This window comes from Mycobacteriales bacterium (genome assembly GCA_030697205.1).
Taxonomy (GTDB): Bacteria; Actinomycetota; Actinomycetes; order Mycobacteriales; family SCTD01; genus JAUYQP01.
Window position 1 is genome coordinate 1 of the sequence record JAUYQP010000017.1, and the last position, 14,358, is coordinate 14,358.

Genomic DNA, 14,358 nt, shown 5'->3' on the forward strand with positions numbered 1-14,358 from the left:
GTTGCTGATCGTGTCGTGGCTCAGCTGCGTCCCGAGGGTCCGCTCGAAGTGGAACGCGATGTCGCGGACCGTCATCCCACCCGCATAGAGGCTGATGGCCTGCTCCTCCAGGCCCCCGAGGCGCCGGGTGCCCTTGGGCACCAGCCGCGGCTCGAAGGTGCTGTTGCGGTCGCGCGGGACGTCCAGGGCGAGCGGCCCGACCTCGCTCTGCAGCGTCTTCGGCGTCGAGCCGTTACGGCTGTTCGGCGAGCCCCGCCCGGCCGGGTCGCCCTGGTCGTAGCCGAGGTGATCGCTGAGCTCAGCCGGGAGTCAGCCGGTCGTTGATCCAGATCTCCTCGACGCCCGGATCGTCGAGGTGCACCTGCAGTGGGCCGAACCCGGCGACGTTGTCGAGGACTTGACGGACCTGCGCGGCCGAGATCTGCAGCATGCGCTCCAGTGCCTGCCCCACCCATACGGGATCGAGGCCGCTCTTCCTGCGTAGCAGGCCCGCAGGCTTGCCACGCAAGCCGAGCACGAGCCGGGTGTCGTACAGAAACTCGGGCGACTGCTCCTCAGAGCGGTTGTGAGACCGCGGCCCGACCGCTAGTGCTTGGCGAGTAGTTCGCCCATCTTCTGGTGGACCGCGTTGACCGCCTGCAGCGGGCGCAACATGACCCGGAACTCGATGATGCGACCGGCGTCGTCGCACGTGATGATGTCGACCCCGTTCACGTGCTTTCCGTCCACCGTGGTCTCGAACTCGAGCACCGCGTGGCGGCCGGCCAGCACCTGCTTCGTGTAGCCGAACTCGCCGCCGCCGAGGACCTGCGCCGCACCCTGCAGGTAGAGAGTCGTGATCGCCTTGCCGCGCTGCGGCGTGAAGACCACAGGCGAGTAGAAAACGACGTCATCGGCCAGCAAGTCGTCCAGGACGTCCATCTCGCCGGCCACGACGCGGTGCCACTGCTCGACGGCCTGTTCGATCATGCGCCCAGCGTAGGACTTGGCCGCACTCCTGTGCGCTGGCAGCCCGCCGCGGCCCGTCGAGGCGCCCAGTGTGCGCGCAGGCAGCACTCCGATCGCCCGACTCGGGGGGTGCTGCTCGACGACGTCCGCCGCGGTGCACGGACCGAGAGCGCGGCGATGTCGCTGCACGAGCGGGTCACGGAGCAGAAGATCCGGGTGCTGGGCGATCGCGTCTCCTCGCGGTGACCCGGCTGCAGGCCGACGCGGTCGTCACGGTCGACGCCGCACTGGCCGCCCTCGCCGAGGGCCACGTCCCGCTGGCCGACGTCAGAGACCTCCGCACCTGAGGCGGACGTGCGGGCCTGCTCCGATCGGAGCGAGGCCTGGGGTGTCAGAACTGCCGAGATGCCGGGTCCCGGGGGCGCAGCGCGCGATCGGGCACCTGACGAGGGTCGCACCCGACACCGCAGTACCGTCGCGGGCATGACAATCCCCGCGTTGCGTCGGCTCAACGTCGTCGCCGCAGCGCTGCACCTCGTGCAGGCGATCGCCATCCTCGCCCTGGCAAGCGGCTTCGCGCTGCCCGTGACCGCCTCCTACCTCGACGGACCCCCCGGCGCACCGCCGTCGCAGGTCCCCGAGCTGCTCTTCGAGCTGCCCACCGGCGGCGCGGTGGCCGCCTTCCTGCTGCTGTCGGCGATCGCCCACGCGGTCGTCAGCACGCTGTGGTGGTCGAGCTACACCGCCGACCTGGAGCGGCAGCGCAACCCCGCGAGATGGGTGGAGTACTCCCTGTCCTCGTCGCTGATGGTCGTCGTCATCGCCCAGCTGTCCGGTATCTCCGACGTGGCCGCACTGATCGCGCTCGCGGGTGTCAACGCGTCGATGATCCTGTTCGGCTGGCTGCAGGAGCGCTACGAGCAGCCCGGAGGTGGCTGGCTGCCGTTCGGCTTCGGCTGCCTCGCCGGCGCCGTGCCGTGGATCGCCATCGGGACCTACCTGTTCTCGGTCGGCGAGGCGTCCTCGGAAGGCGCCCCGGGCTTCGTCTACGCCGTCTTCTTCTCGCTCTTCGTCTTCTTCAACGTCTTCGCCCTCAACCAGTGGCTGCAGTACCGGGCAGTGGGGCGGTGGCGCGACTACCTCTTCGGTGAGCGCGTGTACGTCTGGCTCAGCCTCACGGCCAAGTCGGTGCTCGCCTGGCAGGTCTTCGCCGGCACCCTCGCCACCTGATCCACCTGCCACGCGGCCCGTCCCGAGAGGGCGGCGGTGTCGCGCACCTGAGGCGTCAGCCAGCGAGGTCCGTCGGGGGCGAATGTCGTCAGCCCACGCAAGCGGAGTGAACCTGGCCTCGACAACGCAGCGCCCAACGCGCCAGCGCTCGGGCCCACCTCCTCCCCGCCGTCAGGGCCGAGCGCAGGACGGCGCGATCGGGAGCAGGGTGCGGCTCCCGTCGTGAAGATCGTTGTGTAGTGGCCTTAGGAAGCGAGCGCACAAAGGCGCTGGTCAGCGGCTTGTCGCCGCGAACCCGCATTCACGGCAATCTTCACGGCTCGCCTGGCGCCAGGAGTGGACGAGGCGCAGCCGAAGTCAGCGAGGGCTGAGGTTGGCGAAGATCAGCGAGACGATCGCGAGGAAGCCCAGCACCATCGCGAGCCCGAGCAGCCAGGTCCACGGGCTGCGCTCCTCCTCGAAGGACCGGGCCTTGCCGATCAGCTCGGTGAGGTCCTTGCCCTCGATATCGACGGCGTTGGAGAAGCGGTCCGGGTCGTGGCGCGGGTCGAGCGGCCCGACGTCGGGCGACACCGAGCGGGTCGGCGCCGGGTCCGGCACGAGCCGGTCCGGGTCGAAGCGGTCCGGGTCGAGGGCGGGGTCGAGCGGCCCGTTCCCGTCGGGGCCGGTCATGACTGGTGCGGGTAACGGTGGTCGAGGAAGGGCGACAGCGTGTGTTTGATCGTGCGCGGCGACGTCCAGCGCAGCAGGTTGAGCACGCTGCCGGCCTTGTCGTTGGTGCCGGACTGGCGCGCGCCGCCGAAGGGCTGCTGCCCGACGACGGCACCGGTCGGCTTGTCGTTGACGTAGAAGTTGCCGGCCGCGAAGCGCAGCGCCTCGCTGGCCTGGGTGATCGCGTAGGTGTCGTTGGCGAGCACCGCGCCGGTCAGGGCGTAGTCGGCGGTGGAGTCGACGAGCCGCAGCGTGTCGTCCCAGTCGTCGTAGACGTGCACGCCCAGCACCGGACCGAAGTACTCCGTGCGCATCACGTCGTGCAGCGGGTCCTCGGTGACGACGACGGTCGGGTCGACGAAGAAGCCCTCGCTGTCGTCGGCGGAGCCGCCGGCCAGCACCGACAGGGCGGGATCGCCGGAGGCACGGCGTACGACGTCTGCCAGCCGCTCCCAGGCGCGCCGGTCGATGACGGCGCCCCCGAAGTGCGACAGGTCGGTGACGTCGCCGTAGGACAGCGAGCGGACCCGCTCGGCGACGGAGTCGCGCAGCCCGCCCTCCCACATCGAGCGCGGGACGTAGGCGCGCGAGGCCGCGCTGCACTTCTGCCCCTGGTACTCGAAGGCACCGCGGACCAGGGCGACCTCGACGGCCAGCGGGTCGGCGGAGGCGTGCGCGAGCACGAAGTCCTTGCCGCCGGTCTCACCGACGAGGCGCGGGTAGGTGCGGTAGGAGCCGATCCGCGACCCGACCGCCTGCCACAGCCCCTGGAAGGTCTTGGTCGACCCGGTGAAGTGGATGCCCGCGAGCTGCGGGTGCGGCACCGCGACCTCGGAGACGGCCGCGCCGTTGCCGGTGACCATGTTGATGACGCCGGGCGGCAGGCCCGCGGCCTCGAGCAGGCGCATCGTGAAGTGCGCGGCGTACTGCTGGGTCGGGCTCGGCTTCCACACGACGGTGTTGCCCATGAGCGCCGGGGCGATCGGCAGGTTGGCCGCGATGGCCGTGAAGTTGAAGGGCGTGATGGCGAGCACGAAGCCCTCGAGCGGCCGGTGGTCCATGCGGTTCCAGACGCCGGCACCGCTGACGGGCTGCTCGGCGAGGACCTGCTTGCCGAAGGCGACGTTGAAGCGCAGGAAGTCGATGAGCTCGCAGGCCGCGTCGATCTCGGCCTGCAGCACCGACTTCGACTGCCCGAGCATCGTCGCGGCGTTGAGGGTGTCGCGCCACGGACCGGCCAGCAGGTCGGCGGCGCGCAGCAGGACCGCGGCCCTCTCGTCGTACGACGTGGAGCGCCACGCGGGCGCGGCCGCAAGGGCGGCGTCGACCGCCTGCTGGACGTCGGCTGCGGTCGCCTCGTGCCAGGTGCCGAGCACCGCGCTGTGGCGGTGCGGCTGCACGGTCTGCCCGGCGTCGCCGCCACCGTGGCGCTGGACCCCGTCGACCGTCATGGTCAGCTCGACCGGTCCCGCGGAGCCGAGCTCCTTCAGCGTCGCCTCGAGGCTGGCGCGCTCGGCCGACCCGGGCGCGTAGCCCTTGACCGGCTCGTTGACGGGCAGGGGCACCACGGTGGTGGCGTCGAGCATGACGGGGGACTCCTCGCGGTGGGACCGGTGCGACGACGCTGTCGCTCCCCCAGTGTCTCACTCCACCGCTGCGTCACGGGTGCGTCATGCAGAGCGGGGGGTGGATCGCGGAGAATGGAGGGGTGAGCCCTTCGCGACGCCTCCTGCTCCAGGCCCTCGCCCTCGCTGTCGCGGTGGTGGTCGGCTTGGCCGTGCTGGCCCGGGTGACCCGGTCCGACCCGCTCGCCGTGCTCGGCGCCGCGCAGGACCAGCCGGGGCCGGTGCTGCTCGTGCCCGGCTACGGCGGGGCGACGGGGGCGCTCGAGGTGCTGGCCCGCAAGCTGCAGGCCGCCGGGCGCACCGCCACGGTGCTGACCGTGCCCGGGGACGGGACGGGTGACCTCGCCGCGTCGGCGGCGGTGGTCGTGGCGGCGGCGCAGGCCGCGGTCGCGGGGGGCGCTCCCTCGGTCGACCTGGTGGGCTACAGCGCCGGCGGGGTGATCGCCCGCTACGCCGTGAAGGAGCTGGGCGGGGCTTCCGTCGTACGCCGGGTCGTGACCCTGGGCTCGCCGCACCACGGCTCGAAGCTCGCGGGGGTCGGCGCTGCCTTCGCCCCCGGCGCGTGCCCGCTGGCGTGCCAGCAGCTGGTGCCCGACGGTGACTTCCTCGACGCGCTCAACGACGGTGACGAGACGCCCGACGGGCCAGTCTGGCTGTCGCTGTGGACCGACCAGGACAAGACCGTGACTCCGCCGGACTCCGCGGAGCTCGACGGCGCGGTCAACGTCGTGCTGCAGGACGTCTGCGGCGGGGTGCAGATCACCCACAGCGACCTGCCGCGGGCGCCGCTGGTCGGCGGGATCGTGCTGACCGCGCTGTCCGCCGGGCCGCTGACCGCGCCCGAGGACTGCGGCGCGCTCACCGCTCTCGGTCGCTGACGCGGGGCAGCCCGAGCGCCTTCCCGAGAGCACGCACGACGCGCACCGCGACTGGGCTGCGCTGCGCCTGCAGGCAGACGACCCGCCCCAGGCGCACCAGCCCGAAGAGTCCGAGGCAGCCGAGCATCCGCAGCCACGGTCGGCGGCTGCGGTCGACGACGACGACGGGGCTGGTCAGCTGGTGACGTCCTTGGTCATGAGGTTGGCCCACGCGCCGGTGAGGAAGACGCCGACGTAGACGGCCTGCAGGGCGGTGCCGCGCACGAGGTCGCGGGTGAGCACAGGATCGCGGAAGAGGTCGACGAAGGCCAGCCAGTAGCGGGTCGGGAGGTAGGGCTGGACGGAGGAGGCGGCGTCGAGGCCGACGAGCACGCCGGAGGTGACGAGCACCGCGACCGCCCCGAGGGAGGCCGCGAGAGGTGAGTCGACGACCGTCGACAGGAACAGCGCGATCGCCGCGACGCCGAGCATCGACCAGCCGACGTAGGCGACCGCGAGGCAGGTGCGGATCGTCGCCTCGGTCGTCGTGAGGGTCGTGCCCGAGGTCGACGGCAGCGGAGAGGAACCGAACAGGTTGGTGCCCACCACGTAGGCGACCACCGACACGACGACGACCGCGAGCATCGTGAAGGCGACGACGGAGACGAGCTTCGCGACGAGCAGCCGGGTCCGCGAGACCGGGCGCACCAGCAGGTAGCGCAAGGTGCCCGCCTGCGCCTCTCCCGCGACCGCGTCGCCGGCGACGACGGCCACCGCGACGGGCAGGAAGAGCGGCAGCACGATCGCGAGCGCAGCAGCCGGGAAGAGCGCGCCGTTGTCGAGCACCGCCGACAGGAAGGCCGGGCCAGTGCCGGGGCGCGGCGCGACACCGGACGTCGACAGGAAGATCGCGACGATGGTCGGCAGCAGCGCGAGCAGCCCGATCGACACCCAGGTGCGCGGGCGGCGCAGCAGCTTGCGCAGCTCGACAACGATCACGGGGCCACCCTCATGCGACCCGGTCCGAGCCGTGCTCGGTCAGCGCCAGCACGGTGTCCTCGAGGGTCCGCCGCTCGGGAGCGAGCGACGACACGGGCACGCCCGCCCCGACGAGGTGGGCGTTGAGCTCCGCCGCGTCGTCGGCCCTGACCCACAGCCGGGTGGCGTCTCGTCGTACGACCCTGCCGTCGAGCAGCGCGACCGCCTTGTCGGCCGCGGCCGTGTCGACGACGACCAGCCCGGTCGCGGCCTGCAGCTCGGCGAGGTCGGACTGCAGCAGCAGCCGGCCGCGGTCCATGACCCCGACCCGGTCGCACAGCGACTCGACCTCGGCGAGCAGGTGGGAGGACAGGAACACCGTCGTGCCCTGGCGGTTGAGCTCGAGCAGCAGCTCGCGCACCTCGCGGATGCCCTGTGGGTCGAGGCCGTTGGTGGGCTCGTCCAGGACGAGCAGCTTCGGTGCGCGCAGCAGCGCGGCGGCGAGGCCGAGCCGCTGCCGCATCCCGAGCGAGTAGCTCTTGGTCGGCCGGTCGTCGACGCCACCGAGGCCGACCTGGTCGAGCACGTCGTCGACGCGAGCGCGCCTGGTGCGACGCGCTCCGCCGGGGCCGCTCGCGTCGAGCAGCAGCAGGTTGCGGCGGCCCGACAGGTGGCCGTAGGCGGCGGGTGACTCGACGAGCGCGCCGACCTGCGGCAGGGCGTCGCGGACCTTCGTCGTCCCGAGGACCTCGACCGATCCGCTGGTGGGCAGGACGAGCCCGAGCAGCATCCGGACCGTCGTCGTCTTGCCCGAGCCGTTGGGGCCGAGGAAGCCGTAGCGGTCGCCCTCGCGGACATCGAGGTCGACGCCGTCGACCGCCGTCACCGCGCCGTAGCGCTTGACGAGCCCGCGCGTCCTGATCACCCGCGCAGCCTGCGGGCCAGGTCGTCCAGGGCCCGCTCCAGCAGGGGCAGCGGGACGGTGCCGCTCGCGACGAACACCTGCCCGTCGATGCGGGCGAGGGCGACGTTGACCAGCGGCGTGACGACGGTGCCGCGGTCCGGGTCGGTCGTCGAGGTCGCCCGCATCAGCCGTCGGCTGCGCCCCACGACCGGCAGCACCGCGAAGGCGCCGAGGCCCTCGCCGTAGGTGGTGACGCCGCCGACGCCTCGCAGTGCGGTCACGTCGTCGGAACGCGCGAGCCCGGCCAGTCGTGCCGGGAGCTGGTACGGCGCGAAGCGGTCCGCCTCGCGGGCGAGGTCGAGCTCCGCGGCAGCCACGACGGTCGCGTCGTCGGGCGGCACGAACCGCACGCGCTCCTCCGCCGGCGCGCCCAGGGTCAGGTCCAGCACCTCGGCCGACAGCGACGGCGCCTCGCGCCCGGCCGCCACGACCTCGACCCGCAGCGGCAGGCCGGTCTGCTCCTCCACCCACAGGTCGATGTGGCGCACGGTGGTCGCCGCCGGGAGCGCCGGGGTGAGCCTCAGCCCGGGAGCCGCGCGACCCGCCACCCGCCGGACCGGCAGCCGCGACGGCACGAGACCGGGCGCTCCGGCGAGCTGCCGCCCGAGCACCGGCGCGAACAGGTCCGACGGCCGGGGCAACCGCACGTCGTCGTCGCCCTCGACCCTGCCCGCCAGCCGGTCGGCGCTGATCCAGGTCCAGGTGCCGGTGGCCTCGCGGATCGTCCCGACCTCGCCGACGAGGGTCAGCGCGTCGACGCGGAACGCGTCCGGACCGCGCCACCACGCGCGCGTCCTCGTCGTACCCCCGAGAAGGGCTGGGAGGTCGCCGAGCTGGTCCACGTCGGGGAGCGGGAGGGAGGAGGTGCTCTCGGCGTAGGCCGTGAAGCCCACGACGGCGGACGCCCTGACCCGGTCGAGCAGCACCGGGGCGGTGACGTCGGACGACCCCGCCGGGCGCGAGCCGGCCAGCGCGGGCAGCGCGCAGAGCAGCCCGACGAGGGCGAGCCACGCGCCCCAGCGCCAGGAGGGTCGTCCCATCCCCTGACGCTACGTCGTGGACAGGCCCCTCAGCAGGTCGAGCACGAGGGCCCGCACCTCGGCCTGCGCCGCAGCCGGGTCCTCGGCCTCCGCGACGGCGATGCCCGCCTCGCCCAGCGCCGACCACAGGACCTGCGTGAGCAGCGCCATCGGCTGCGGACGCAGGTCGCCGCTGGCCACCAGACCCTCGAGGGAGGCGCGCAGCAGGTCGCGGGAGTGGCAGCCCTCGCGCCAGCGCGCCGTGCCGAGCACGGCAGGCCCCTCCTGGAACACGATCCGGCGCACGACCGGGTCGGTGCAGGTCTCGAGGTAGGCGTCGAGCCCGCGGTGCACGACCTCCCACGCCGTGGCGCCCGTCGGGATGGCTCGCGCGATGCGCTCGCCCAGGTCGGCGTCGACGGCCTCGAAGACGGCCTCGAACAGCGTGGCCTTCCCGCCCGGGAAGTGGTGGTAGAGCGCGCCCTTGGTGACCCGCGCCGCGGTCGCGACGTCGTCGAGCGAGGTCGCGGCGAAGCCCTTCCCGGCGAACAGCTCCAGTGCGCTGGCGAGCAGCGCGTCCCGGGTGGCGTCGACGTTCTCCTCGCGACGGCTCTTGACGGCAGGCATGTCAGCAGTATGGTGCATACCGACGGTATGTAACAGACCTAGGGGATGACATGACGGTACGACGAGACAGCGACCTGCCCGACGGCGTCCTCGTGTCACGCTGGCACCAGCGCCTCGCGGTCGCGCTGGACGGCCCGCTCGAGCAACTCGACCCGGGGGCGGACCGGATCGGAGCGGTGGTCACGGCCTACCTCGACACGTCCCGCGCGACGACGGTGCGGCCGGACCCGGGGCGGGTCTTCCTGTCGGTCGTGGCCGAGGACCTGCACGCCCAGGGCGCCGTCGACCCCGGCCGGGCCGCCGTCGACCTGCTCGCTGAGCTCGACGCCGTTGTCGCCCTCGAGGACGCCGCCGGTCGCGTCCTGCCCGCCGAGCGAGCCGCGCTGCTGCCGGTCCCCGCCTCACGCCCCGCCGCGACCCGCCGCGCCGCCTGCCCGGCCCGCTGGCTCACCCGGCACCGCCGCCTCGCCGCCACCGCCTGACACAGAGCCTCAGACGACGGGGCGACGCCACTGCTGGACGCCGTGCGAGACCGTGAAGCCGGCCCGCACCAGGTTGCGCATCGACGCGCCGCCGTCGGCAGCCAGCACACCGATCCGCGACGCCCCGGCCTGCGCGGCCAGCGCGAGCCGCAGCTCGAGCAGCGCGCGGTGCGCCCCGCGGCCACGCGCCCCGGGCACGGTCGTCGTCCCACCGAGCCAGCCCACGCCCTTGCTCACGGCGAGGGCACCGGTGGCCACGGGGGTGTCCCCGTCGTACGCCAGGACCTGGGTCCAGCCGGGCCGACCGAGGCCGGCGCGCCACCACGCGGGGTCCATCGACGGGCCGAATCCGCCACGGCAGACGGCGACCACCGCGGCGGACGAGGAAGGCCCCACCTCCTCGACCCGGAACGCCGACTCCGCGGGCGCGCCGACGTCGGCGAGGTCGCGCACCAGCCGCACCAGCGACGTCGCGGGGGCGAAGCCCCGCTCGGACAGCAGCCCGGTCACCTCGCACCCCTCGACGACCGTCACGATCGGCGCGGTGATCCCGACCCGGGCGAGCAGCCCCAGCGCGGTGTCGAGACCACGGGCAGAGACAGGGCGTACGCCGAAGCCGGTGAGAGAGCCGAGCATCGAGTCGGGCCATTCCGCGACGCCGCGCGCGACGAGACCGCCGACCTCCGCCACGAGCGGCCGCAGCGACGCGTCGAGCCCGCCGTACTGCAGCGCGCGGGCGTCGTCGTCCGCGACCTCGAGCGGGAGGTCGGTCACGACAGCTCGAGCAGGGGCCCGATCTCCTGGGTCGCGTACCACTGCAGCTCGTGGCCCTCGGCCTGCTCGACCCGGAAGGCGGCGTCCTCGCTGCCGAGGTCGGCCTCCACGACGGAGTCGGCGGCGACCGTCACGTCGGGGATCGCGGACGGGTCGTCGACGTGGACCGCCTGCAGGAGCCGGACCGGCACGGCCACGGTGACCCGGACCGCTGCCCGGTCGACCTTCGGCACCATCTCGACGGCGCTGTCGTCGACGTCCGCCGCGACGACGACCCGGCGGCGCACCGCGTCGGGGTCGGCGTCGAGCAGCCGGACGGACGCGGCGGCGGCCAGCGTCAGCGCGGCGTACTCGAGCTCCTCGTCGTCGCCCTCGGCGTACCACTCACGCAGCGCCCCCGTGACGGCATAGGCCGGCAGCGGCGGGTCACCGAGCTCACCGGAGTCGAGCAGCCGGCGCAGCGCGGGCAGGGTGGACGGGAGGTAGACGCGCACGACGACAGCGTGCCAGAGACAGGCGCTCAGCCCGCGACGGCGAGCCCCGCGGCGCGGCCGGAGCGCAGCGCGTGCAGCGAGGTGCGCAGCGAGGTCTCGAGGACCTGCTCGCGCTGACGCGGGTCCATCATGTTGGCGCCGATGACCGCGAGGTCCTCCGCACCGGGTCCGAGCAGGGTCACCTTCGTGCCGGTCGCGGCGACCTTCTTCACCTCGCCGACGAGCCGCTTGGTGACGAGCCGGCGGAAGCGCCGCTCGACCTTCGACGCGACCGCGGTGGGGTTGTCGTAGTCGAGCGAGGTCATCGGCGACAGCACGACGACCTCGTCGAGACCGAGACGCGCGACGAGGTCGAGCGAGGTCGGGGAGCAGGCACCGCCGTCGACGTAGCGTCGGCGGCCGACCTTCACGGGGGCGTACCACCCCGGGATCGCGCACGACGCCATGACCGCGTCGCGCAGCCCGGCCTGCGGGGCACCGGTCCGACCGAAGACGGTGCGCCGGCCGGAGTCGTAGTCCATCGCGACGACCCACGTCTGCGGGTGCGGCGCCCACTCCCCCGGCGCCACGACGGCGTCGACGAGCTCACCGACCGGCGCGAGGCTGCCGCGGCCCTGCGGGAGCACGGCCGACAGCGCCATCATCGGCGTGGTCCGCCACGGCCGCAGGGCGCTCGACACGACGCCGCGCGGCGAGCCGATGAAGGGGCGCGGCAGCGGCGGCAGCGCGCCACCGGAGTCGCGGTCGGGGTCGTAGGAGATCTGCGGGTCGTCCGGCCCGACGACGCCCTGCTGGTGGTTGCGCAGCGTCTCGACACCGATGCCGCAGCCGAGGAACGCCGCGAGCACCGATCCCGCCGACGTGCCCAGCAGCAGCTCGGCCGACCGCGGGTCGAAGCCGAGCTCGGACTCCACCGCCGACAGCGCACCGATGGTCCAGGCAGCGCCGAGCACGCCGCCCGCACCGAGCACCACACCGCGTCTCATGTGACCGTCCCCACCAGCTCCTGCAGCGACTCCTCGATGAGCGCTGCCAGCACGTCGACATCGGGCATGGCGTCGCGGTCGGCGTTGAGGCCGAAGTAGACACCGCCGTCGTACGACGTGAGTCCTATCGCCACTGCCTGCCCCTTCGCGAGCGGCACGACGGGGTACATCTCGAGCATCCGCGCGCCGGCGGCGTAGAGCGGGAACTGCGGCCCCGGCACGTTGGTGACGACCAGGTTGTAGGAGCGTCGCGACATCTGCGACGCCGCCCGCGCACCGAGCGAGTGGATCGTCGGCGGCGCGAAGCCGGTCAGCTGCACGAGCGAGTCGGCACCGACGGCCTGCCCGGACTCCTTGTGGCCGCGCATCGCGAACGCCACCTGGTGCAGCCGCATGACTGGGTTGCCCTCGCCGACGGGCAGGTCGACGAAGTACGACGAGACGCGGTTGCCCAGCTGGCCCTTCTGGTCGTCGGAGCGGATCGACACCGGCACCATCGCGCGGATCGTCGACGCGGGCGTCACCGACTCCCCACGGGTGAGCAGCCACGACCTCAGCGCACCGGAGACAGTGGCGAGCACGACGTCGTTGACGGTGCCGCCGTGGCCCTTGCGGACCCGCTTGTAGTCGTCGAGGTCGGTGGCGGCCATGCCGAAGCGGCGCTGCTCGCCGATGGTCGCGTTGAGCGGCGACTGCGGGGCCTGGCGGGCCAGCGTGCGGGCGCTCGCGAGCACGCCGCCCGCGACCTCGACGACCCGGCCGGCGGTCGACTTCGCGTCGACGACAGCGGTGCGGGCGGTGTCGATGGCGCCGGTCGGCCGCTTGAGGAAGTCGATCGCGGCCCCCGCGACGAGGCCGACCGTGCCGGGGCCGGGCTGGGGGGACCACGGCTCGACGGGCACGTCGCGCGGGGTCGGGGTGCTGTCGAGGATGACGGTGCCGATGTCGACCGCGGACACGCCGTCGACCATCGCGTGGTGGGTCTTGGTGACGATCGCGACGCGGCCGCCCTCGAGGCCCTCGACGAGGTAGATCTCCCACAGCGGCCGGTTGCGGTCGAGCTGGCGCGACTGCAGCCGACCCACCAGGTCGCGCAGCTGGGCCGGGCTGCCCGGCTTGGGGAGCGCGCTGCGGCGTACGTGGTAGCTGACGTCGAAGTCCTCGTCGTCGACCCAGACCGGGTTGGCGAGGTGGGCCGGCACCCAGCGCACCTTCTGCCGGTAGCGCGGGACGAGCGCGATGCGCTGGCTGATGAGCTCGACGAGCCGGGCGTGGTCGAAGCCCTCGGCCGGCGGCTCCAGCACCGCGACGCCGCCCACGTGCATGGCCGTGGTCGGACCCTCCATGTAGAGGAAGGAGACATCGAGCGGTGCGAGCCGGTCAGTCACGGGTCAGACCCCTCCAGATAGGTGCAACACCATCGTCACACAGCACGACTCAGCGGGACGGCAGGCCGAACAGCACCTCGATCTCGGCGACGGTCTCCGCGACGCTGCGGTGCAGCACCCCGACCATGCCGACCGCGACGGCACCCCGCACGTTGGGCGCGAGGTCGTCCACCATGACGCACTCGCCCGGGTCGACACCGAGCCGCTCTGCGGTCAGGTGGTAGATCTCCGGGTCCGGCTTGCGCAGCCCGACCTCACCGCTGATGACGGTCACGTCGTAGAGCTGCGGCCACTCCTCGCGGGGGTAGTCGAGGCCCCACGAGTTCGACAGCAGGGCCGTGCGCGCCCCGGCAGAGCGCACCCGACGTACGACGTCGTGCATCCCCTCGGCGCGGCCGAACGCGTGGAACATCCGCGACAGCAGGTCCGTCGCCTCGACCGGTCCGCCGTCGGGGGTGCGCAGGAACGGCGCCACCCGCTCCTCGAAGTGAGGGACCGCGAGCTCGCCCTTCTCGAGAGCGTGGACGGGGTTGTCCTCGACGTCGGCGTCAGGGCCGAGGAAGTGGTGCATCGCCGCGCGGTAGCTGTCGGGGTCGATGCCCTCGGCGGTCAGCCAGCTGCCCATCGCGACCTCGAGGCTGTCGGTCATGACGCCGCCGAAGTCGACGACGAGCGCGCGCAGCCGCGTCACGCGCAGCCGGTGGGGCGCGGAGCGGATGTGGCAGGGGTGCCAGGGGCCGCCGTCGGGGCGGTGCCGGCGAGCACCCGCGCGGTGAAGGTCTTCACCTCGGCGGGCGTGCGCAGCCGCGCGAAGCCGGAGCCGATGACGAGGTCGACCGCGCCCTTCGGCGCGGTGGGCACCGGCGACAGCTCGGCCCCGATGACGTGGATCGCGACGAGCTGGGCCGCCGGTCGGGCGCCGGGCCCGAAGTAGACCTTGCTCGGGCCGCTGAGCGACTTGGGGGCGTTGCCGGTGCTCTTCACCTGGAAGCCGCGCGTGGCGAGCGCGTCCCCGAGGGTGCGGCCGAGCCCGTCGCGGGCGGTGCCGTTGAGTAGCCGGAAGGAGACCTTGCCCGGGGCAGGCAGCACCAGGGTCGGCGCGGGTGCGCCCGACGGGGCGGGCGTCGTCGGGACGGCCGTCGGGCACGCGCTCGGGCCGGGCTGCGCGAGTCGCTGCGGGGCGGCGCCGTCGTCCTTGCGGAGCGCGTAGGCGCCACCGCCGACCGCCGCCACGGCCGCGACGGTCAGGACGACCGGCATCAGTCGTCGACCACG

Annotated in this window: 18 protein-coding genes and 1 pseudogene; 3 read left to right on the plus strand and 16 right to left on the minus strand. The window is 73.4% G+C overall.

Annotated elements, in window-relative coordinates; translation table 11 throughout:
* The 3 genes and pseudogenes from Q8R60_06275 to Q8R60_06285 form a co-directional block, all read right to left on the minus strand.
* Nucleotides 1-309 (minus strand): annotated as a pseudogene (locus Q8R60_06275) (transposase).
* A complete protein-coding gene (locus Q8R60_06280; protein ID MDP3712076.1) occupies nucleotides 299-517 on the minus strand; it encodes a hypothetical protein in 219 nt (72 codons plus the stop codon). The pseudogene Q8R60_06275 and the gene Q8R60_06280 overlap by 11 nt, the downstream one beginning before the upstream one ends.
* 68 nt (nucleotides 518-585) lie before the next feature.
* Nucleotides 586-969: a nuclear transport factor 2 family protein gene (locus tag Q8R60_06285; GenBank protein MDP3712077.1), complete on the minus strand. Its 384-nt coding sequence runs from the start codon at nucleotides 967-969 to the stop codon at nucleotides 586-588.
* 462 nt (nucleotides 970-1,431) lie between these two features.
* Here Q8R60_06285 and heR point away from each other — a divergent pair, with 462 nt between their 5' ends.
* The gene (heR, locus tag Q8R60_06290; protein MDP3712078.1) at nucleotides 1,432-2,178 is read left to right on the plus strand and encodes a heliorhodopsin HeR; all 747 of its coding nucleotides are present in this window, start codon (nucleotides 1,432-1,434) and stop codon (nucleotides 2,176-2,178) included.
* Nucleotides 2,179-2,535: 357 nt separating this feature from the next.
* On the opposite strand, the gene Q8R60_06295 is transcribed toward heR, so the two are convergent.
* Nucleotides 2,536-2,850: a hypothetical protein gene (locus Q8R60_06295; GenBank protein MDP3712079.1), complete on the minus strand. Its 315-nt coding sequence runs from the start codon at nucleotides 2,848-2,850 to the stop codon at nucleotides 2,536-2,538.
* The gene (pruA, locus tag Q8R60_06300; GenBank protein ID MDP3712080.1) at nucleotides 2,847-4,475 is read right to left on the minus strand and encodes an L-glutamate gamma-semialdehyde dehydrogenase; all 1,629 of its coding nucleotides are present in this window, start codon (nucleotides 4,473-4,475) and stop codon (nucleotides 2,847-2,849) included. Before pruA ends, Q8R60_06295 begins: the two co-directional genes overlap by 4 nt.
* A gap of 122 nt (nucleotides 4,476-4,597) precedes the next feature.
* Here pruA and Q8R60_06305 point away from each other — a divergent pair, with 122 nt between their 5' ends.
* Nucleotides 4,598-5,392 (plus strand): lipase, encoded by a 795-nt coding sequence (locus tag Q8R60_06305; protein MDP3712081.1) that lies wholly within the window; start codon nucleotides 4,598-4,600, stop codon nucleotides 5,390-5,392.
* Here the strand turns inward: Q8R60_06305 and Q8R60_06310 are convergent.
* The 5 genes from Q8R60_06310 to Q8R60_06330 are packed head-to-tail and all read right to left on the minus strand — an operon-like array spanning nucleotide 5,373 to nucleotide 8,959.
* A complete protein-coding gene (locus tag Q8R60_06310; protein MDP3712082.1) occupies nucleotides 5,373-5,519 on the minus strand; it encodes a hypothetical protein in 147 nt (48 codons plus the stop codon). The two genes, Q8R60_06305 and Q8R60_06310, sit on opposite strands and share 20 nt — an antisense overlap.
* A 47-nt stretch (nucleotides 5,520-5,566) precedes the next feature.
* Nucleotides 5,567-6,370: an ABC transporter permease gene (locus Q8R60_06315; GenBank protein MDP3712083.1), complete on the minus strand. Its 804-nt coding sequence runs from the start codon at nucleotides 6,368-6,370 to the stop codon at nucleotides 5,567-5,569.
* A 10-nt stretch (nucleotides 6,371-6,380) separates the two neighbouring features.
* Complete coding sequence (locus Q8R60_06320) at nucleotides 6,381-7,274, minus strand: ATP-binding cassette domain-containing protein (GenBank protein MDP3712084.1); 894 nt, start codon at nucleotides 7,272-7,274, stop codon at nucleotides 6,381-6,383.
* Nucleotides 7,271-8,353, minus strand: a complete 1,083-nt coding sequence (locus tag Q8R60_06325) for a hypothetical protein (protein ID MDP3712085.1) — start codon at nucleotides 8,351-8,353, stop codon at nucleotides 7,271-7,273. The genes Q8R60_06320 and Q8R60_06325 overlap by 4 nt, the downstream gene beginning before the upstream one ends.
* A gap of 9 nt (nucleotides 8,354-8,362) precedes the next feature.
* Complete coding sequence (locus Q8R60_06330) at nucleotides 8,363-8,959, minus strand: TetR/AcrR family transcriptional regulator (protein MDP3712086.1); 597 nt, start codon at nucleotides 8,957-8,959, stop codon at nucleotides 8,363-8,365.
* Between the two features lie 50 nt (nucleotides 8,960-9,009).
* Between Q8R60_06330 and Q8R60_06335 the strand changes: the two genes are divergently transcribed.
* On the plus strand, nucleotides 9,010-9,441 hold the full coding sequence (locus tag Q8R60_06335) for a hypothetical protein (GenBank protein MDP3712087.1): 432 nt from the start codon (nucleotides 9,010-9,012) through the stop codon (nucleotides 9,439-9,441).
* A 9-nt stretch (nucleotides 9,442-9,450) separates the two neighbouring features.
* Here Q8R60_06335 and Q8R60_06340 read toward each other — a convergent pair whose 3' ends face one another.
* Genes Q8R60_06340 through Q8R60_06365 form a run of 6 tightly spaced genes read right to left on the minus strand, consistent with a single transcriptional unit; the run spans nucleotide 9,451 to nucleotide 14,343 of the window.
* Entirely contained in the window at nucleotides 9,451-10,215 is a 765-nt protein-coding gene (locus Q8R60_06340; protein MDP3712088.1) for a hypothetical protein, read from the minus strand.
* Nucleotides 10,212-10,709 carry a hypothetical protein gene (locus Q8R60_06345; protein MDP3712089.1) on the minus strand — a complete coding sequence of 166 codons (498 nt, stop codon included), beginning with the start codon at nucleotides 10,707-10,709 and terminating at the stop codon, nucleotides 10,212-10,214. The genes Q8R60_06340 and Q8R60_06345 overlap by 4 nt, the downstream gene beginning before the upstream one ends.
* A 26-nt stretch (nucleotides 10,710-10,735) precedes the next feature.
* Nucleotides 10,736-11,695: a patatin-like phospholipase family protein gene (locus Q8R60_06350; GenBank protein MDP3712090.1), complete on the minus strand. Its 960-nt coding sequence runs from the start codon at nucleotides 11,693-11,695 to the stop codon at nucleotides 10,736-10,738.
* Nucleotides 11,692-13,083, minus strand: coding sequence for a wax ester/triacylglycerol synthase family O-acyltransferase (locus Q8R60_06355; GenBank protein ID MDP3712091.1), 1,392 nt, complete (start codon nucleotides 13,081-13,083; stop codon nucleotides 11,692-11,694). Before Q8R60_06355 ends, Q8R60_06350 begins: the two co-directional genes overlap by 4 nt.
* Nucleotides 13,084-13,132: 49 nt before the next feature.
* Nucleotides 13,133-13,774, minus strand: coding sequence for an HAD family phosphatase (locus Q8R60_06360; protein ID MDP3712092.1), 642 nt, complete (start codon nucleotides 13,772-13,774; stop codon nucleotides 13,133-13,135).
* On the minus strand, nucleotides 13,771-14,343 hold the full coding sequence (locus Q8R60_06365) for a LytR C-terminal domain-containing protein (protein MDP3712093.1): 573 nt from the start codon (nucleotides 14,341-14,343) through the stop codon (nucleotides 13,771-13,773). The genes Q8R60_06360 and Q8R60_06365 overlap by 4 nt, the downstream gene beginning before the upstream one ends.
* Nucleotides 14,344-14,358 lie beyond the last annotated feature (15 nt).

Excerpts from the sequence above, each read along its gene's own strand:
- Q8R60_06285 (MDP3712077.1), bottom strand. The coding sequence starts at position 969 with ATGATCGAACAGGCCGTCGAGCAGTGGCACCGCGTCGTGGCCGGCGAG.
- heR (MDP3712078.1), top strand. The coding sequence starts at position 1,432 with ATGACAATCCCCGCGTTGCGTCGGCTCAACGTCGTCGCCGCAGCGCTG.
- Q8R60_06295 (MDP3712079.1), bottom strand. The coding sequence starts at position 2,850 with ATGACCGGCCCCGACGGGAACGGGCCGCTCGACCCCGCCCTCGACCCG.
- pruA (MDP3712080.1), bottom strand. The coding sequence starts at position 4,475 with ATGCTCGACGCCACCACCGTGGTGCCCCTGCCCGTCAACGAGCCGGTC.
- Q8R60_06310 (MDP3712082.1), bottom strand. The coding sequence starts at position 5,519 with ATGCTCGGCTGCCTCGGACTCTTCGGGCTGGTGCGCCTGGGGCGGGTC.
- Q8R60_06325 (MDP3712085.1), bottom strand. The coding sequence starts at position 8,353 with ATGGGACGACCCTCCTGGCGCTGGGGCGCGTGGCTCGCCCTCGTCGGG.
- Q8R60_06330 (MDP3712086.1), bottom strand. The coding sequence starts at position 8,959 with ATGCCTGCCGTCAAGAGCCGTCGCGAGGAGAACGTCGACGCCACCCGG.
- Q8R60_06335 (MDP3712087.1), top strand. The coding sequence starts at position 9,010 with ATGACGGTACGACGAGACAGCGACCTGCCCGACGGCGTCCTCGTGTCA.
- Q8R60_06350 (MDP3712090.1), bottom strand. The coding sequence starts at position 11,695 with ATGAGACGCGGTGTGGTGCTCGGTGCGGGCGGCGTGCTCGGCGCTGCC.
- Q8R60_06365 (MDP3712093.1), bottom strand. The coding sequence starts at position 14,343 with ATGCCGGTCGTCCTGACCGTCGCGGCCGTGGCGGCGGTCGGCGGTGGC.